The following is an 18,226-nucleotide window of genomic DNA, read 5'->3' as shown; positions in this document are numbered from 1 at the left end:
ATCAAAAAAAGACAGTGGACACGAGCTGTCCGCTGTCTAAATTTTAATCCATATATTTTTCATAAAATACTAAAGTTAATTTATTGTTTATTCGCTTTGTTTCTTCTGTTCTTTTATATCCTACCTTTTCATATAAATAGCAGTTCCTCTGCTCTTGCTCAATACTATCCAGCTCCCATTTTTTCGCGTCATTATATCTCTGTTCAATGATTGCAAAAACCTGCTGGGCGATCCCCATCCCCTGGTATTCTGGCATAATAAATATAGGGCTGACACGGTAAGTATTGTTTTCCTTTTTAACGATTCGGACACCGCCCACAACAATATCAGAATTCTTAATCATAAAATAATCTGTAAAAGACTGATTAATTCGATCTATCATTTTTTCTACGGACTCATTGGCAGGGCTGGTTTCATAATCCTTATATTTCTCCAGTAATGGCATAAAGGCTTTGACTTGCATTTGATGAATAAATTCCGCATCACTTACGTCTGCTTTACATAAAGAAATCCCCATAAAGATGTACCTCCATTAAAATATATTACTATTAACAAGGTTTATGGTTTGTTATTAGGTATGATATAGAGTGATCCGTCTTCCTTGTATTCAGCATAAGCAATGTCCTCAACGCATTGATAGCCATGCTCCCTGATCCATTCCTGGATCTGTATCTTATTCATCGGTCTGCCACGCATCGAATCTTCCAGCAGCCTACCTTTATCAATAACTGTAATGGAAAAAGAGGAAGACTGCTCCGATTGCTCCTCTTCAGACTTGCGCATAATCGACAGTGAGCCATTCGTTTCGAGCAGAGCATACTTCACTTCACTTAGAGAAAAAATATTTTGCTGCCGCAGCATAAACAGCAGTTGGGTAAACTCAATATCGTATTTCTCCATCAAATCCTGATTCACTTTGCCATCGTCAATAAGCAACACCGTCCGGCCTTCCGCCATGTTCCCGAACTTCACAAAATGGGTCGTTGCCTTTTCAAACAAATAAGACAAAGCGGTCCAGATGAAAAGCGCAAACAGCAGATGCCAGATCTTCACCTCATTATCATATATCGTATTCCCTACAATCTCACTTAAAATCAATGATGACAGGAAATCGAGAGGCGTCAATTGACTAAGCGTCTTGCGGCCAGTAATAAAGGTAATGATCCACAAACCAAAGAAACTAATGATCAGTTTGATACCTATAGTTACAAATATCTCCATTGCTGCACCTCCAGCTGGGACTTCGCACAGGGTCGTTACCCTTATGACACGAAATCCATTCATGAAAGGTATTACACACTCCTAGTGGGGGATAAACAGCAAACGAGACGCTCTGCAACTTGCCCTTATGTTGGAATGGTGATAAGGAACGTTGTGCCTTTGCCTTTTTCACTATCAACTTCAACAATGCCTTTCACTTTATCAATGGTACTGTAGACCATAAGCATTCCCAGTCCTGTCCCTTCGGCTTTGGTCGAATAATACGGTTTACCGAGACGCGATATTTCTTCCTTTGTCATTCCAATGCCAGTATCGCGAATACTGATAATAATATTTTGTTTTTTTTCCGAAATATCGATGAACAGCGTACCACCGTCCTTTTCCTTCATGGCTTCGATTCCGTTTTTATATAGATTAATAAGACATTGCTGTATTTGGTTCCGATCATAATTTTTGAATAGTGAATTATTAAAATTAAATTTGACCTCTACTTTGTGCATAGTGGCATAAGGCATGATGATATTTTTAGTATATTCTGCCTCCTCCTGCATGTTGGAATAAACCATATTATCGGATTGCGGCTTAGCAAATGAAAGATAGTCACTCACGATTTTTTCAGCCCTCTGTAATTCTAATAGAGATAACTCTACGTACTGTTTCTCCTCCCTTGTGATCGTCTTAGATTTATTCAACAGCTGCAAAAAACCGCTGGTCACTGTAAGCGGGTTTCTGATTTCATGTGATACACTTGCCGCTAGCTCGCTCACGACATTTAATCTTTCAGATTGCATAATTCGGTCGCGATTCTTAATATTAGTAATAATCTTTTCTATTAAGATCATATTGATACACATCACCCCGACATGCGTCGTAAAGGCATTTAAGGTGAGAAACCAATATTCCCTATTTAAACTCCCCTGTGTAAAACCTAATATAATTAGGTAAAATCCCATTGTCAGAAAAGAAATTATTGTTGCCGCGATGATGCGACTTTTCGAATCTAGTTTTAAGAACCTTTTACTATATAGAGGAACTAGGATTAGGATTGAAGTGGCGAAAAGAAAGGATTGTAACGTACCCTCTCCCCCCACATAGAATCGATAGATATTTAAAAGGATATATAGCGGTAGAACGTTCTTGTATCCACCAAAAAGAGCCACAATGATAAACGGGATATATCTCAAATCAAAAATAAAGCCCATATCGAGTTTAAAAGGTTTGGCTATACAGAGACACATGGTCACTGCCGACAGTAGAACTAGAATCTTACTATTATAAGCAAAAGCACGATTTTCAAAGAAAAGTAGAAAAATTAAGATTGGAAACAATAAAAACAAGAAATTCAAAAGCAAAGTCTCAAACAAGGGATAACTTCCTTTCAGCCTAGTGTTGCTTAAAATACAGCGTACTGGAAAAATACGCTAAAATAATATTATAAGTAAAGTTCCCCTTATTAACTATGTATTTCTCAACCATTTTTAAAATAATAAAAAAAAGCACCTGACGGCGTCCTTGGAGGTAAAGTTACAAGCTGAGTACATCCGTAATTCCATACTCGTATCCGTGTGAGGTTCCGCTTACCAACCGTATAGCCTTTATTTCGATGAAATAAGCACATATATTAGGGACGGGCCATATTGCACTTATTCCCTAATAACAAGCCCATTCCGGGTGAATCAGGGCGAATAACGGCGCTGGCTCGTTTACGTTACCGGCGGCACATTGTATTTGGTTTTTCGCATACATTTGGCTCGTTTACGTTACCGGCGGCACATTGTATTCGGTTTTTCGCATACATTTAGCTCGTTACGTTACCGGCGGCACATTGTATTCGGTTTTTCGCATACATTTGGCTCGTTTACGTTACCGGCGGCACATTGTATTCGATTTTTCGCATACATTTAGATCGTTTACGTTACCGGCGGCACATTGTATTCGGTTTTTCGCATACATTTGTCCGTAAGCTCGACTAAAACATGCATTTCGGAGGATATAAGATCCACTCGGTCCGTTCTACATCCCAAAGAGGCGTGTGCTAATAAAAAACAGGGCTCCCCATGGCCAACAGTTGAATATAGGACCATCCATTGAATTTGTTTCACATTTCTCCGCAGTCTCAAAATTTTACAAATTCTATTATTTCAAAAAACATCCAATGGATGCTTTAATGATGCGATGATATTCTTACTCGTAATTCATTTAACGAATCGAATTATGATTATTTTGTCTTTTGTAAACCTCTTATTACGATTGATACAAGCAATATTCCTAAACATCCCCCTGTAATAGGCGAAACCACAAGAATACCAATTATATTCCTGCTCGAACTAAAAAGTAACTTCATACTAGTTACTGCTATCGCTACAACAACTACTGATGTCCAGAAAATATTTTTTTGTATTGTTGTAACTGTTGGTATCATTGTTACCGTTTCTCGATGTCGATACAACGACCTAACTATGATCCAAGTTACCATGAGTAATCCGAATATAGAAAACGAATGCTGCAATATTTTATAAAGAGTGAAATTATAAATCACTATATCCCTTAATGGGGGAAATTGTTCTACAAAGTAACCATTGAAATGTGTAAAACCATCGATGAACACGTGAGTAAAGAAACCAATAATCACAGATATGATGAACACTACCCAGCCCTTAGAGGTCAATCTCCACTTGCTCAAGGTATTGTACGCTCGTTGATCTATATTATAGTTCGAAGGAAGATGCAATATTAATATCTCCTTAACTATAAAATGGAAAATTAGTGCAAAAACCACACATAGGGGAATTGCCTGTAAAAATAATCCTGTTATAGAATGCCCTATACTTTGATGGGGCTCAAGCATAATAAAATATTCAAAATCAGGTGACATACTTCCTAGAATCAAGCCGGTAGCACTAAAGTATTTTGGGTTCACATATTTAAAAGGAAGTGCAAAAATAGGATGAGCAAAAGTGAAAGGCATAACAATCTCCTAGTGTTTATAATATTTTTTTAGCAACAAAGGTTATACAATCTGTTGTCAGTTTTACGGGGTGGCCTTTTCTATCAATTTCATATTCTATTTGTTTTACAAATCGTTGTTTAACTTCCCATCCAGTGTACTGCTGAACTAATAAATCAATCATTCTTTCTGTAGGTATATTCACTTCAAACATCGGGTCTAGTTCTTGTCCATTTTCAAGGTGTACCTCTTGTATGTTCGATCCGATAATAATGCAATTGATTCCATTTCTTTTAGTTCCAATAATCATTTCGTTAAGTTTACTTTCCAGAGCTTTTTCCGAACTTATATGTTCCAAGGCAGATACAGCTAAGATAATGTCATATTCCTCTTGATCGATAATGAAATATTCAATGTCAGATAGTCTTGTTACAATAAATGGTTCGACTCCAAATTTTCGACTATAACCTTCCAATTTTTCTATGGCCGACTCCAATAAATCAACACAAACTACCTTCCCATTTCTATTTTTCATGGATTCCGCTATGGGGATACTATTCCTACCAATCCCAGCTCCTAAATCTAATACACTTAAGTATTCTTGATCTCTGTATTCTTCTAATAGATCGATTACCGTTTTTACGGGTCTATGTAGCCAGGAACCTGGCTCGAACAAATTATAACTATCGTAACACAAGTCATGATATCTCTTCTCTTCAGTTCTTATATTCGCTACTCTGTCCATTTCACACCTCGAGCTTTCCTTATTACATATTTTCAACTAAGCATTGTACTGCGTTCAAATAAAACCTAAAATACTACATATATAGTTTTTTTTAATATTACACACTATGAACCCCCTATGATAATGAAGGAGATGGTTAACGTAGAGCCTACTCATCTACCACATCATAGCTATATCCACGCGACGGAGCTAGCTATTCAATACATGAAGGAGCATCTTGATGAAGAAGTAACTTCAGAGCAACTCGCTCATCTAGTCGGTTATAGCGCCTATCACTTCACTAGAATATTTAAGAAGGTAACAGGAATTTCACCACGCCAATACTTGTCCGCCTTGCGGATAGAATCTGGTAAACAAGCGCTGCTGAAACAACCTTCGTTGCTAACGAAGATTATGCTCTCGATAGGCTTCCGAAGTGCCGGCTCCTTCCATCATCGGTTCAAGCAATTCGTCGGCCTATCACCTAAGAAGTTTGCAGCCACTTCGTCTGAGTTATTCTCCCATATGAATCAATATGAACACACACCCTTAACAGCTGATACATTGCCATCCTCACCACAAATGTGCATTCACTGTCAACTAGAGACACCACCGGATTTTCGCGGTCTATTATTTGTAGGTTTATTTCCACGCCCCATTCCCGATCAGAAACCCATCGTCGGTACTGCGCTCAATATGCGCAATCGCGAATGCATATTTACTGATATCTCACCTGGTACGTATTACATACTTGCAGCAGGTATTCCATGGAGTCGTAATCCTGTTGACTATTTTAAGTTAGATACATGTTTGCGAGGGAAATTTGATGAACCTGTTGAAGTGAATATTACAACGAAGTTGCACGTACACATCCTCTTAAGAGATCCTCTCCCGCATGATCCACCAATCTTCGTTAATTTGCCGCTGTTATTGTTTGAGAAATTTAACCGAGAGCGAGCAAACTAGAAGACTTTACAAGCTGATTAATCACATATACTTAATCAAATTGACAGTAATCTTCCTGATAAGAGGTGACCAGATGAGTCTAGTATCACAAATCGTCGTTAACAGTAATCTAGAATTGGTATGGAAGGCATGGACTGAAGCGGATCGTCTATCGGAATGGTTTGCACCAGAAGTATTAGTCGAATTGAAGGAAGGCGGGAAATACGAACTTTACTTCGATCCTAGCAACAAGCGATCGATGAGTACTGCTGGCTGTATAATACTTCGGATAGAAGCACCTCATACACTCGTCTTTGAATGGAAAGGTCCTGATCCGTTCGCTGAAGTCATGAATAAGTCCGCAAATCTAACACAGATTGATGTGAAATTGAAAGCTCTTTCCGATGGTACACTTGTTACGATATGTCATTCGGGATGGACAGAATCTGAACCGTCACGAACCGCTAGAAGCTGGCATGAGCAGGCTTGGGCACAGATGCTTTCAAGTCTTAAGAGCAAGTTAGAGGCAGGTCAAGGAATATTGTGCTGTCAATAAATGATCCTATCCCTTGTTTGTGCACGTATTCTAACCTATTGGAGGAATAATTGTATGCCTAATATCAGTGTTATTTCTATTAACATAGCAGATATGACTGTTGCCATTGATTTCTATTGTAATAAATTAGGATTCGAAATCTCCACCCAATATGATGATTGCCTTATTAGCTTGAAGCACGAACCTATCCCGATTGTACTCTGTCAAGTGGAGCTCAATACTCAAGTTCAGTATCCAAGAGAATCACAAGTTGTAATTGGACTCCAAGTCGAGGACCTAGTCGCTTCTATTCAGCAATATAAGCTGCTTGGTATCAAAGTGCTATACGATGAACCTCGCGAGTGTCCTCCAGGCATCTATAGCGCCATTGTAGATCCGTTTGGCAATGTAATTGAACTGTTGGAATATAGATAATTAGTATAAACCGTTACTAGCATTTTCGAGTAGCAGTTTCTCTCATTGCTATGAGACATCGATCAATACATGGGAGCCAGTTCCATCTCCGATACGTGAATTGTGATTTGATACTGCTTCAAAGTAACGATGATTTCACAAAACGGTTCGAAATCTCCAAGTAAAAAGCAAATCAAAGTCGTAATACGGTTGTTAGCTCTTCTTCAATAATTTCGCCGCTGTCACGGAAACCGAAGCTTTCATAGAGCCTTTTAGCGGACAAGTTATCAGCCTTATAAGAAATCCAGCAATATTGTGCGGGGCCTGCCGGTAAAGTGCGGATAAATTCTAAAATTCTTGTCATGGCTTCTCGGCCGTAGCCCTGATTCTGGTATCGTTTATCAATCATTAGTCGCAAGATACAATAGCTATCATTTACAAAGGATGGCACTTCATATCCAGTAATACCATAAGTCATCATCACAAAACCAACCGGCTCTTCATCCTCGTAAATCGCAAACGGAAATGGATGACCACCATTAGTTACAAGGACATAACACGAAGCCATGCTTGATAAATTGGACGCTACGAAGCGACGTTGATCGTCTGAAACCTCCAAATTGAAAATGGCACGTCGGTTTTCTAGTGTAATCTTTCTGAGAGTAATCATGCTGGGCTTCTCCCTTCATATCTGAATTATTGAGTTTGGATATTATATCATAAATTTCCATGTTTTGTAGCGATAGTCTGCCCACTAGCTAAAAAAGGCTACCGTTCAATCGGTAGCCAGGATGAAATACTTATGTCTTTTATTTTCCTAGAAATCCACCTTCAGACTTTATTACTTGCCCCGTAATCCACTGCGAATCATCACTCGCTAAGAAACTAATGCCTCTAGCTGCATCTTCTGGCAAACCGATCCTTCCCATTGGAAACATAGGTAAAAAATGAGTTTTCATCTCATCCGTTATCCACCCGGAATCCGTAGGACCCGGATCAAAACCATTGACTGTGATATGAAGCGGAGCTAAACCAACAGAAAGAGGTTCAATTAATCCAATTAATGCACCCTTTGTCAATATATAAGCCAGATTATCAGGGTCAGGCCCTTTAGAAACCATAAAAATAATTCTACCTGGAGTCCCCTTTGAATGATTCTTTTCGAATCTTCTGGCAAATTCAGTACTGAGTAAAACCGTGCCACGATTGTTCACTACATAGTGTTGATCTAACGAAGTGATGCTCAGGTTCTGATAATTCGTGGGCACGCAATAAGCTGCATTGTTAATCAAAATGGAAGCATTTCCTAAAGTTTGTTCTACCTGATCCATAATCTTTATTGAGATTTCAGGATTGGAAAAATCTGCTTCCATGTGACTCGCCCTGACTCCCAAGCTTTTCAGTTCTGCACAAAGTTGCTCCGGCCATTCCTTTTCTCCACCATTCCCTTCCGTTTCATCAAAAGGATGCCAATGCGTAAAGAAAATATCTGCCCCCTGGCTTGCAAGTGAACGGCATATGGCTGTTCCGATTCCTGTGGATCTGCTTGCTCCAGTAACGATTGCTATTTTATTTTTCAATGAGTTCATCTATACCATCTCCGATCATAAATTAGAAGGATAGATAGGTAGAGATCCATAGACATAAGCAGATTCAGCATCACTAATCTATAAGGGAGATAGTGTACCGTCTTATTAATTATGTGAATTAGTGTAGGAACAGTTACTGTTCTATCCTTTAACAATAGTAGCTGAAATTCTGCTTCAAACATAGATAAACTTTCCAAAACTATTAATGAATTTACATCGCTTGTAAGTCAGCCCTTCAGCTTCGTTCCTCTACAAGTTCTAACGCCCTGTTCTTCTGATCAAACTTACTGTTATTTGAGGAGACCTGCGCTCTTGTTGACGCATCCGGCTCGATATACAACTTGGCGCTGTTCACTGCTAACGCTGCATCCGTAAAAGCTCCGGCAATAAGATAAAGCTTGCTGCCGTAATTTGCCGTATCTCCAGCCACGAACACTCCCGGAAGATTGGTTGCCAGCTTCTCGTCCGCATTAAAATTCCAATCCTCTCTCACTAACCCCCAATCTACAATAGGGCCTAAATCCCCGCGTAGCCCATGATTAATTAGGACGGCATCCACCGCAAGACGCTCCTGTTCTGTTTCATCCGTCCATTCCCCGTCCGCATTTAATGGAGCGATTGAAACAGCATCAAGGCGATTGCCATTCCCATATAAATCCTTAATGGCATATGGCGTAAGAACTTGAACGCTCGATGCCTTCATCCGCCTCACATTCCGTTCCATACCACTGAATCGTTCCCGCCTGTGCACGAGCGTAACCGATGAAGCGATTCCTACTAGTTCATTAGCCCAATCGACAGCTGAATCACCGCCTCCGGAGATTAGCACTCTTTTACCGCGAAAGCTTGCCACATCCGTAACGTTATAATGGAGATTATCCTTTTCGTAATTTTCCGCTCCGGGCAGGTTAAGCTTAGCAAGCTTTAGCGCACCATGGCCTATGGCCAAAATCAGCGTCCGGCTCCAATGCTGCTCTCCGGTCGCAGATGTTATACGCATCGTGCCATCAACCAATCTCTCCAACCCGGTAATTTGTTGACCCAGTACAATGGTCGGATCAAAAGTTTGAGCTTGCTGGATCATGTGCTTTGTCAGCTGCGCTGCGCGAACGGGGGCCATGCCGCCGACATCCCAGACGATCTTCTCCGGATACATTAATGTCCTTCCTCCGAGTTCCTCTCTCGCCTCAATCAGTTTCGTCTTCATGTCGCGCATTCCACTGTAAAAGGCAGCATACAACCCCGCCGGTCCTCCACCGATTATAGTTACGTCAAAAAGCTCCAATTTCCGACCCATTCTTTGCCTCCCTCTGTTCTCATCCTCTTGAAAGAAGATCTAAATCTTCTTGCGCTTAAACAGCAGATACATGAAAAAAGGAGCTCCAATGCCTGCTGTGAACACGCCTGCCGGAACATCTAGCGGTTGAAAAAGCATTCTTCCTGCCAAATCCGCCAACAGTAAAATGATTGCACCTATTAACGCGGATACCGGGATGATCAGCTTGTAAGAATTTCCAACAAGCATTCTGGAGATATGCGGTGCCATCAATCCGATGAACGATATCGTCCCGGCTACGCCAACTGCAGCACCGGCAAGTGCAACGCTATAAAATAAGAGAATCATCCGGCTTAGCTGAAGCCTGCTTCCAAGCCCGCGAGCGACATCCTCACCTAAGGATTGCACATTTAATTCCTTCGCGAGCAGTAGCGATAAAGGAATGAATACCGCTACCCACGGCCACAGCACTTCAATATAACTCCAATTGGTGCCGTAGATGCTTCCCGTCATCCAATTCAGCACTTGTGCGGCCAAATAAGCCGGCCCGCTAATTAGCAGAAACGTAGTGAGCGCGCCCATTGCGGTAGAAATGCCAATGCCAATCAGCACCAGCCGAAACGGCGACACACCTTTTTTCCAAGCAAATACATAATTAATAGTTGTCGCAACCAACGCGCCGCCGATGGCAATGAACGGTACCCAGTGGATACTGTAGCCGGTCACGAAAGTCATGAAGGCGACTACAGCTACCGATGCCCCTCCGGTTACACCCAGCAGATCGGGCGAAGCGAGAGGATTACGGATGACGCCCTGTAATAGCGCACCCGCTACTGCCAATGCTGCGCCAATGAGTATAGCGGCTACTATTCGAGGCAAACGGAACTGCATAATGATCAGGTTACTGGCTTCTGCGTTTCGCCCCGTAAGAGAAGCAAGTACCTCTTTTAATGGTACGCTAACTCCCCCAACGGATAAACTAAGGAGCGACAAGGCGGCAACGATACAAGTTAAACCGAAAAACAACAAGAACGAATGCTTCGCTATACGCGCTTTAAGCATGCTGTTTCCTCCTAGCCACATGGATCAGAAAGGGAACGCCGATAATCGCCGTTGCGACACCAACCGGAACTTCTCTGGATTCCAGAATAAAGCGCGATGCTAAATCCGCAGTCACCAAAAGAATCGCCCCAACTAATGCGGTATAAGGAAGCAGCCATCTAAAATCATGCCCAACGATGTATCTGCATAAGTGAGGGACAATAAGTCCTATGAAAGCAATCGGACCAGCTGCTGCTACCGAGCTTCCCGCCAATAGTACAATTGCCGTAGCCGACAGCACGCGGACCAGCGTTAGACGCTGTCCCAAGCTCTTCGCGCTATCGTCTCCAATCGCCATAATATTTAACGAGCCCGAGAGTAATAGTGAGATCGTCATTCCTATTGCCATATAAGGCAGAACCATCAATAAATGCTCCAGATTTCTTCCTTCTACAGAGCCGATCATCCAGAATAGGGCAGATTCCAACGATTGCTTATTAATTAGAATAATGCCGGATGTAATAGAGGAAGCGAAAGCTGCCATACAAGCGCCGGCCAAGGTCAGCTTTACCGGCTCGAAACCGCCTCCTTGCAATCCAAGCGTATAGACGACCACCGATGTTGCAACCGCACCTGCAAAAGCAAGCCAGACCATACCGCTCATCGTTAACGAGGAACCGAATACGAGTAGCCCGATGACAATAAATAGCACAGCGCCCGCATTTACACCGAAGACAGAGGGCGAAGCCAGCGGATTTCTTGTCAGAACCTGCATAATCGCCCCGGCTACTGCTAAACTAGCCCCCACCAGTGCCGCAATCAGGGTTCGGGGAACACGAACCTTCGTCAGAATAAGATGTTCGTTCGAACCGTTGAATTGACTGTAAGCCAGCCATAGATCTTTTAAGCTGAATTGATGAAGACCGTACAATACACTGCATAACATACTAATTAGAAGCAGAATCGCGCCGACAACTAGGCCGGCGAGCTTTCGCTTGCTTAGGAAAGAACCATTCACGTCTGCACCGAGCCTCCTATTCATTGGCAGTCTTAACAACTAAACTGCCGGAATCGTCAACAAGCTGACGCGAATACAGCGCCAGCTTGTTGATTCGATCCGCCTTTATTATTTCACATCAAAGTATTTAACGAGTTCGTCCAGCAACAGATTGGCTGCTTCATATCCGCCTGCTGAGTTCCAGATCGCTTCATCGACTTGAATCACCTTGTTGTTCTTTGAAACGCTCAAATTTTGGAACAACGGATCTTTTTTCCATTCCTCCACGACCTTCGATGCATCGTCCTTGCCCGGAGTCTCCGACACGAAATAGAAGAGCACATCGCCGTCCATGCTAGGGATCGTCTCTTTGGTCATCACTTCGATAAAGGAGTCTTTATCCTGCGACTCAGGCCGTGCAATTCCTAATTGGCTCAAGAGCACGCCGGAGAACGTTTGCTTCTGATAAATACGCACTTGTTTCGCGGAGAAGCGCACCACCGACACTTTCGTGTCTGCTTTGCTACCGAGCTTCGCCTTGACTTCCGCAACTCGTTTATCGAAGTCCGCCATCGCCTGCGCTCCTTCTTCCTGCTTGTTTAAAGCTTCGGAGTAGAGCTTGAAATTAATCTTCCAATCTCCTGCCAGGTCATCGGAGAATATCGTCGGAGCTATCTGCTTTAATTGATCGTAGATTTTCTCTTGTCTGACCTTATTACCGATAATCAGATCCGGCTTGAGGCTCGCGATCAATTCAATATTCGGCTGAAGCTCGTCTCCCACAACCGTAACGCCTTCCATGTCTTTCTTGATATGGTCGTACCAAGGGTCACCAATCCAAGACTGAACGGCTCCGACCGGTTTGATGCCCAGTGCCAAAAGTGCCTCTGTTCCTTCATTGGTCAATATGACAACACGTTCAGGGGCGCCGGTAAGCGTTTCTTCCCCCATCGCATGCTTAATCACTCTTCTGTCATTACTTACATCCGTCGACGGACTCGCAGCTGGACTTGCGGAAGTTGCAACATTATTAGTAGAAGTGCTGTTGCTTGTCGGTGTGACATTCGTTCCCCCTGTCGAGCATGCACTCAAAAAGAGAACGAAACAAAATAATAAGGTTGCTGCCATTGTTGTTCTTGACTTACGATACATCGGTATTTCCCCTTCTCTTTTATATTGATAATGATTCTCAAACTCATTACCAATATAACGTTGCTGCCTTCTAGCAACAATGGGAGATCTGAACACGAAGGATGGATTATTTCGACGCTGCTCCTGTTGCAACGCTGCTTCTTTAAAGCTGGTGGGAGAAACACCCTCGTATTTCTTGAAGATACGGCTGAAATAATAGCTGTCGGTATAGCCTACACTCTCGGCAATTTCCTTCAGCGTGAAATCTGTGGATAGAAGCAACTGCTTCGCTTTGCTCATCCGCAATTGAATCAAATAATCGATCGGGCTCGTTCTCACTTGCTTCTTAAAGGCGTGCAGTAGCTGTCTGGAGCTGCAACTAAGGTGTTCAAGCAGCGTCTCAAGCGTTATCGGCTCCCGATAGCGTTCATGAATATAACGAACCGCTTGGGCCACCAAGTCTGGCTTAACGGCTATGATATTCTGGCGTTCCATCTGCTCTAGAATTTCATAAACCATTTGATAAAATATCGCTTTAACTTGAAGCTTATTGAGTAGATCTGAACGATGCCACTCCTTGCTCATGGAGGTGACATGATGGAAAACGGAAATCGGATAATGGGGCTTAAATACATATTGCATTTGAAACGGATTGTGCTTATCCATCAGCTTGATCGTTTCTTGACGGGATGGTAGTGCTAGTACCGCTTTATACAAAATAATATAGTATTCCAGCAGCTCATCTGCCGTAATATCAAGGTAGAGACCCTTGCCCCCATGGAGCAAGGAAAACCGGCTGACGCGGTGTGCTATGCCGTCCAGATGGAGATGTGCGCTACCTCTAGTCACATATAAGAAGACGCTTGAGGGCATTCTGTACGCATGCAGCTCCTCGCCTTGTTCCATTCTTGTATGTCGTATATCTATGATCTTGATGAATGCCTGATTCCATAGCAAAGCTTGATCATTCAATGTCACCGTCTTGCGCTCCCCCTTCTCTATCACTCCATGTTGAGAGATTTATATCCCCATCATATATGATAATGATTATCATTTACAATGATATTCGCAGAACTATTTTCCAGCAGTGTTACTGACAATGGAACGTAAAAAAGACGAGCAACCGTTGATGGTTTGCTCGTCTTTTCTATCAAATTTAATAAATATTTTATTTCCTCCCCATAGCTGATGTGTGTTGAAGGATTTTCGACACACATTCATCTAAGGAAAACTTGTCTGTCTCTACGATCACATCCGGGCTAACGGGCTCCTCATATGGAGAATCAATACCCGTAAAATGCTTGATTTGTCCGGCTCTTGCTTGTTTATATAGACCTTTCGGATCTCTCTCCTCACATACTTCCAAAGGACATTGAACATAAACTTCCTTGTAGGAATCCCCTATGAGAGAACGGACCTTATCGCGTGTAGAGCGGTAGGGAGAGATCGAGGCAACGATCACATTCAGGTTCGCATCAAGCAGAATCTTACCAATCTCACCAATTCTTCTACCAACTTCCAGTCGATCTTCTTCGCTAAATTGAAGATCCTGATTAATACCTCTTCTCAATGTATCACCGTCCAGAATGTAGCAATTCTCAATGTGATTTTTCAGTTCCTCTGCAAGCGTAGATTTACCTGAACCCGATAGTCCAGTTAGCCAGATCATTTGATTCATAGATACGTACCTCTTCCTGCTTGATTCTATTGTTAAAATACTTTGTATGGTTATTCTAGCTTAAACACAATTTCAGTACCTGTCCCATCCTTCTTTAAGGGTGGACTAAATTCCCTGAACTCTAATTTAATACCGGAGTTATCATCTGGGAGAGGCGGAGATACTACGTAGTTATAGGCTGCATGTCCTGATGAACTTCCACCATTCGTCATTCGACAATCATACGATTTATCTATATATAACTCAAAGTGGTTAGGTTTATTAGCATATAATTCAGAGGTAATATCCCAATCTATACTAAGCGTGATAACACTTGCATTACTGTATTGTCGTATAGAGGTCAGTGTATAGAAGAACTCATCTGCCTCAATAGATTGTAGAACAGCAATATGTTTTTTAAAATCCGTTGGCTCGACCATCGGCTTAAAATGTTCTTCATTAAATAATGTCCCAAATACCGATTTCAAAAAATCCTCGTAAAGTTCAAACTTGCCCGCCCAATCAGAAATATACTCAAATGGTGGAAATCCTGGATTATTATCCGAGCGTTCCTTACGTTGTTTTATCAATGCACAAATCTGCTCATCGATCTCAATAATTTGTTGATCATAATGCTCAGTGGGGCGTATATATGGCATTCGTTTCATCGTAGACCTCCTCATTGCAATTCTTTTCATTCATATGCTCATTAGACTAGCGTTACTTCAACAAACTATTTTATACATTTAAACACGAGAAAAAGTGGGATTCTCATCCTTCTCTTATACTCGCCTTCACTATTAAAAAATTGAGGATTTGGTTTACATTCTCTGATATCCTCTATTTTAAATCCGACTTCTTTCAGTGACTGAAAATACTCTTCAAAAGTTCTGTGGTACTTAACTACACTTTCTCCAATCCAAGGCTCCATTCTCTTACCCATTTCAAAATAGTTATCGACGATCCAGTCCGACTTTCTTTCTGAAGTTGTTGCACTTTTCATGGATGATGTTAGAACCGGATGCTGTACACTAAAAATAAACTGACCATTAGGGATAAGCGCACTACGGATACTATCAAAGATTGGTTCTAGGTCTTGTAAATAATGAATAGCTAACCGAGAGATTACCAAATCATAGTTCTCTTTTGGGTAATTCCAACTCTCCATAGTAGCATGGTGAATCTCACTTTTAGATGTATTTAACAGTTCTTTTGCCGCTTTGACCATATTACTTGAACCTTCCACACCTTCGTAAAAGTTACATCCCTGCTCAAGCAACTCATATCCGAACTTAGCATCCCCGCATCCTAAATCGAGCACCTTTTTCCCAAGTACATCGCCCATAAGATCATATATAACCGGCTTTTCAATAATGTTATTTGGGCTATCCGCTCTGTTTCTTCTCAATAAAAAGTTATAGAAAAAATCTTCATTGTCATACACCGATGACCCTTTGTAATCCAACAGAATACCTCCTTGCTGTAAGAAAATTCTTTTGGGTAATTTTAGCATTTAAAACAACCTTATACTACCGATAATTTCATTTACCTCTTAAACCTATCATTAAAAAAAACACCCCAAAGAGTCTCTCTGAGGTGTCCAATTCTTAGTGTTTGATTGGCAACGTATAGTATCCAAAAGCAAGATCAAGTAATGCACTCGCTTCTTGGCGAAGCAAAGGCTTTTTAGAACGAAAATCGACAGACCCGTCATCATTCACTTTTGTATCAGGATCTACAATGCCTTGTGACACTAATGCTATGATCGAATCAGTGGCCCATGAGTCTGTGTCATCTTTAAGCGTAATTTTTGAAGCTTGCTTAGCTTGTTTTAGATTTTGAATCATAACGGCTGCTACTTGTCTTGTGATGACAGCATTACGATCAAAACCAGGGATTCCTTTTTTCGTTAATTCTTTATTCCCCTCAATTAAATGAGGAAAGCCGTACCATCCATGGGCAAGAATTAGAGCATCCATAAACTCACCTTGCGTAATCGTTCCCTGTGGTTTGAAATTGTTGCCAGATTTAGCACTTATCACATCAAGCGAATACAGGTTGTCGATGTAAGATTTATAAGCGCTCTCCTCGGATACATCAGCGAATGCTGGCTTCGTGTGAACCTTACGAGCATCTGAAACAAAGTCTGGGCTATTAGGATTCGTATAATAAAAGTATTCGATCTGATCTTTATGATCTTTTTTAAAGGCCAATTTGTTACCTAATTCATCTTCGAACAATAGCGGATTAATCATTCGTAACGTATGTGTACCGCTTGTTCCAGTCTCCATAATCAGATTGCCATCTGCATAGGTGAAGTTCGATTTCAAGAAATAGAATCTGGTGTTCAAATAAGTTCCAGTATATTTAGTAGCTTCTGATGCAGGTAATGGGAGATACGTTGGCGCCTCTGGTGCTTTCTTTTCAGGAAAATAGTGATCCATCAAGGCTTCATAAATGTCTAAGCTCATCATTGTGTCATTGTTATAGGACATGTAGAAAGCGGTATTCTCCTCTGGCAATAATACAATCAGTGATTGATGACCAGGCATATTTCCACCTTTGAGAACCACATGATAGCCATTCATCAGATCATTACGATACCCTTCAAATCCTCCAACCGTCGTCATCGGAAGTGATTCATTCGCAAATACAGAGTACGTTTGCATCATCTTCGTGGTTTCTTTACTAATGATTTGCTTCCCATTCACGCTACCTTGTTGTTGAAAAAGAGTTAAATATTTAGCCATATCTTCTCCTGTGGAAAGGATGCTGCCCTGTGGCCCATCGGTAGGCGCATGCCCAAAGGTTGGATGAGGTTTACCATCTGGTCCATAATGCGTGGCCATTCTAGCTAAAAGCTCTGGGGTAAATCGAGCACTAGTAGAGTTCATTCCTAACGGTTTGAACACATGGTTCTCCATATACTTATAAAACGGGGTACCACTTACGTTCTCAATCGCATAACCCGCAAGTAAAAAGGCAAAATTATCATAGGTATACGCTTCACCCGGCGTCCGAACGACAGTCGGCATATGCTCCGTCATAAACTTTTTCATGGGGATGTCCTGTTCTACATATTCCGGTGCAACAAAGTTAGCTTTATCCGGGTAATCAAAGCCCGTTGTGTAAGATAACATATTTCTTAAGGTTAACGGAGTTTCCGTTTCATTTGGTACTTTCATTCCGCCAAGATACGCATTGATATCGTGATCAAGATTCATCTTTCCTTGTTCCACTAGCTGCAAAGCTGCTAGAGCGGTAAATGTCTTCGACACGGATGCGATCTGAAAGACGGTATTCTTATCGACAAGGGTTTTCTTTTCTTTGTCCGCATATCCGTACCCTTTATTCACGAGCACCTTTCCGTCTTTAACCACTACAAAATTGGATCCGTTCACATTGTATTCCTTCATTTTCTGCGCAAATATAGGGTCCGCGAAAGCCTCGATTTCTTTTCCATTAAAAGATCCTTTCGAACTGGTTGCGTTAGTGGAGACTGGTGCTGAACATGCTGTAAATACAGCTGTTGATAATAATAGTGCGATGACGCTAAGCTTGCGTGTCTTTTTCTTCATAATCCATTCTCCTCTATAGGGTTAGTTGTAAATAGTAAACCTGTTCTGAGTATCACAAACGGATTGTCATTCTAGCTAGAAACGTTCTGTCACCAATTAGCTTCGTTACATGTCATATGACATAACGATTTAATCAAAAAAAAGACACCAACAAGGAGTCAGTGTCTTTCA

The 18,226-nt window shown here is 41.6% G+C and carries 18 protein-coding genes; 3 read left to right on the top strand and 15 right to left on the bottom strand.

The window, feature by feature from the left end; genetic code table 11:
* Positions 1-43 precede the first annotated feature (43 nt).
* The 5 genes from ACQKMP_RS12105 to ACQKMP_RS12085 all read right to left on the bottom strand — a co-directional run bounded on the left by ACQKMP_RS12105 (position 44) and on the right by ACQKMP_RS12085 (position 4,913).
* Positions 44-517: a GNAT family N-acetyltransferase gene (locus ACQKMP_RS12105; protein WP_427469448.1), complete on the bottom strand. Its 474-nt coding sequence runs from the start codon at positions 515-517 to the stop codon at positions 44-46.
* 41 nt (positions 518-558) lie between these two features.
* Positions 559-1,221 (bottom strand): DUF421 domain-containing protein, encoded by a 663-nt coding sequence (locus ACQKMP_RS12100; RefSeq protein WP_427469446.1) that lies wholly within the window; start codon positions 1,219-1,221, stop codon positions 559-561.
* A gap of 125 nt (positions 1,222-1,346) precedes the next feature.
* Positions 1,347-2,585, bottom strand: a complete 1,239-nt coding sequence (locus ACQKMP_RS12095; protein WP_341145854.1) for an ATP-binding protein — start codon at positions 2,583-2,585, stop codon at positions 1,347-1,349.
* Between the two features lie 854 nt (positions 2,586-3,439).
* The gene (locus ACQKMP_RS12090) at positions 3,440-4,189 is read right to left on the bottom strand and encodes a DUF4184 family protein (RefSeq protein WP_427469445.1); all 750 of its coding nucleotides are present in this window, start codon (positions 4,187-4,189) and stop codon (positions 3,440-3,442) included.
* Between the two features lie 16 nt (positions 4,190-4,205).
* Positions 4,206-4,913 carry a class I SAM-dependent methyltransferase gene (locus ACQKMP_RS12085; protein WP_427469444.1) on the bottom strand — a complete coding sequence of 236 codons (708 nt, stop codon included), beginning with the start codon at positions 4,911-4,913 and terminating at the stop codon, positions 4,206-4,208.
* A 123-nt stretch (positions 4,914-5,036) separates the two neighbouring features.
* On the opposite strand from ACQKMP_RS12085, the gene ACQKMP_RS12080 reads away from it, so the two are divergent.
* The 3 genes from ACQKMP_RS12080 to ACQKMP_RS12070 all read left to right on the top strand — a co-directional run bounded on the left by ACQKMP_RS12080 (position 5,037) and on the right by ACQKMP_RS12070 (position 6,807).
* On the top strand, positions 5,037-5,858 hold the full coding sequence (locus tag ACQKMP_RS12080) for a helix-turn-helix domain-containing protein (protein ID WP_427469443.1): 822 nt from the start codon (positions 5,037-5,039) through the stop codon (positions 5,856-5,858).
* Positions 5,859-5,931: 73 nt separating this feature from the next.
* Positions 5,932-6,393, top strand: a complete 462-nt coding sequence (locus ACQKMP_RS12075; protein WP_427469442.1) for an SRPBCC family protein — start codon at positions 5,932-5,934, stop codon at positions 6,391-6,393.
* Between the two features lie 54 nt (positions 6,394-6,447).
* Positions 6,448-6,807: a VOC family protein gene (locus ACQKMP_RS12070; protein ID WP_042189812.1), complete on the top strand. Its 360-nt coding sequence runs from the start codon at positions 6,448-6,450 to the stop codon at positions 6,805-6,807.
* A gap of 172 nt (positions 6,808-6,979) precedes the next feature.
* Here ACQKMP_RS12070 and ACQKMP_RS12065 read toward each other — a convergent pair whose 3' ends face one another.
* The 10 genes from ACQKMP_RS12065 to ACQKMP_RS12020 form a co-directional block, all read right to left on the bottom strand.
* The gene (locus ACQKMP_RS12065; protein ID WP_339265942.1) at positions 6,980-7,456 is read right to left on the bottom strand and encodes a GNAT family N-acetyltransferase; all 477 of its coding nucleotides are present in this window, start codon (positions 7,454-7,456) and stop codon (positions 6,980-6,982) included.
* 139 nt (positions 7,457-7,595) lie between these two features.
* Positions 7,596-8,375, bottom strand: coding sequence for an SDR family oxidoreductase (locus tag ACQKMP_RS12060; RefSeq protein WP_340971289.1), 780 nt, complete (start codon positions 8,373-8,375; stop codon positions 7,596-7,598).
* Between the two features lie 235 nt (positions 8,376-8,610).
* Positions 8,611-9,672, bottom strand: a complete 1,062-nt coding sequence (locus ACQKMP_RS12055; RefSeq protein ID WP_427469441.1) for an NAD(P)/FAD-dependent oxidoreductase — start codon at positions 9,670-9,672, stop codon at positions 8,611-8,613.
* 39 nt (positions 9,673-9,711) lie between these two features.
* Entirely contained in the window at positions 9,712-10,713 is a 1,002-nt protein-coding gene (locus ACQKMP_RS12050; protein ID WP_341124625.1) for an iron ABC transporter permease, read from the bottom strand.
* Entirely contained in the window at positions 10,706-11,734 is a 1,029-nt protein-coding gene (locus ACQKMP_RS12045; RefSeq protein WP_379423697.1) for a FecCD family ABC transporter permease, read from the bottom strand. Before ACQKMP_RS12045 ends, ACQKMP_RS12050 begins: the two co-directional genes overlap by 8 nt.
* An 84-nt stretch (positions 11,735-11,818) precedes the next feature.
* Complete coding sequence (locus ACQKMP_RS12040; RefSeq protein WP_427469440.1) at positions 11,819-13,798, bottom strand: ABC transporter substrate-binding protein; 1,980 nt, start codon at positions 13,796-13,798, stop codon at positions 11,819-11,821.
* Between the two features lie 190 nt (positions 13,799-13,988).
* Entirely contained in the window at positions 13,989-14,528 is a 540-nt protein-coding gene (gene cysC / locus ACQKMP_RS12035) for an adenylyl-sulfate kinase (RefSeq protein WP_262495725.1), read from the bottom strand.
* A gap of 20 nt (positions 14,529-14,548) precedes the next feature.
* Positions 14,549-15,145, bottom strand: coding sequence for a hypothetical protein (locus ACQKMP_RS12030; RefSeq protein ID WP_427469439.1), 597 nt, complete (start codon positions 15,143-15,145; stop codon positions 14,549-14,551).
* Between the two features lie 65 nt (positions 15,146-15,210).
* Positions 15,211-15,942, bottom strand: a complete 732-nt coding sequence (locus ACQKMP_RS12025) for a class I SAM-dependent methyltransferase (protein ID WP_427469438.1) — start codon at positions 15,940-15,942, stop codon at positions 15,211-15,213.
* Positions 15,943-16,084: 142 nt separating this feature from the next.
* Positions 16,085-18,055, bottom strand: a complete 1,971-nt coding sequence (locus tag ACQKMP_RS12020) for a serine hydrolase (protein WP_427469437.1) — start codon at positions 18,053-18,055, stop codon at positions 16,085-16,087.
* Positions 18,056-18,226: the final 171 nt, after the last annotated feature.

The organism is Paenibacillus sp. NPDC101420 (assembly GCF_050277435.1).
Classification (GTDB): domain Bacteria; phylum Bacillota; class Bacilli; order Paenibacillales; family Paenibacillaceae; genus Paenibacillus_AQ.
Note: the sequence above shows the minus strand (reverse complement) of the source record. Positions and strands in the feature narration are given on the sequence as shown.

Coding starts and splice junctions, on each gene's coding strand:
- ACQKMP_RS12065 (WP_339265942.1), bottom strand. CDS start 7,456: ATGATTACTCTCAGAAAGATTACACTAGAAAACCGACGTGCCATTTTC.
- ACQKMP_RS12020 (WP_427469437.1), bottom strand. CDS start 18,055: ATGAAGAAAAAGACACGCAAGCTTAGCGTCATCGCACTATTATTATCA.
- ACQKMP_RS12070 (WP_042189812.1), top strand. CDS start 6,448: ATGCCTAATATCAGTGTTATTTCTATTAACATAGCAGATATGACTGTT.
- ACQKMP_RS12075 (WP_427469442.1), top strand. CDS start 5,932: ATGAGTCTAGTATCACAAATCGTCGTTAACAGTAATCTAGAATTGGTA.
- ACQKMP_RS12085 (WP_427469444.1), bottom strand. CDS start 4,913: ATGGACAGAGTAGCGAATATAAGAACTGAAGAGAAGAGATATCATGAC.
- ACQKMP_RS12090 (WP_427469445.1), bottom strand. CDS start 4,189: ATGCCTTTCACTTTTGCTCATCCTATTTTTGCACTTCCTTTTAAATAT.
- ACQKMP_RS12080 (WP_427469443.1), top strand. CDS start 5,037: ATGAAGGAGATGGTTAACGTAGAGCCTACTCATCTACCACATCATAGC.
- ACQKMP_RS12060 (WP_340971289.1), bottom strand. CDS start 8,375: ATGAACTCATTGAAAAATAAAATAGCAATCGTTACTGGAGCAAGCAGA.
- ACQKMP_RS12100 (WP_427469446.1), bottom strand. CDS start 1,221: ATGGAGATATTTGTAACTATAGGTATCAAACTGATCATTAGTTTCTTT.
- ACQKMP_RS12055 (WP_427469441.1), bottom strand. CDS start 9,672: ATGGGTCGGAAATTGGAGCTTTTTGACGTAACTATAATCGGTGGAGGA.
- ACQKMP_RS12050 (WP_341124625.1), bottom strand. CDS start 10,713: ATGCTTAAAGCGCGTATAGCGAAGCATTCGTTCTTGTTGTTTTTCGGT.
- ACQKMP_RS12045 (WP_379423697.1), bottom strand. CDS start 11,734: ATGAATAGGAGGCTCGGTGCAGACGTGAATGGTTCTTTCCTAAGCAAG.
- ACQKMP_RS12105 (WP_427469448.1), bottom strand. CDS start 517: ATGGGGATTTCTTTATGTAAAGCAGACGTAAGTGATGCGGAATTTATT.
- ACQKMP_RS12030 (WP_427469439.1), bottom strand. CDS start 15,145: ATGAAACGAATGCCATATATACGCCCCACTGAGCATTATGATCAACAA.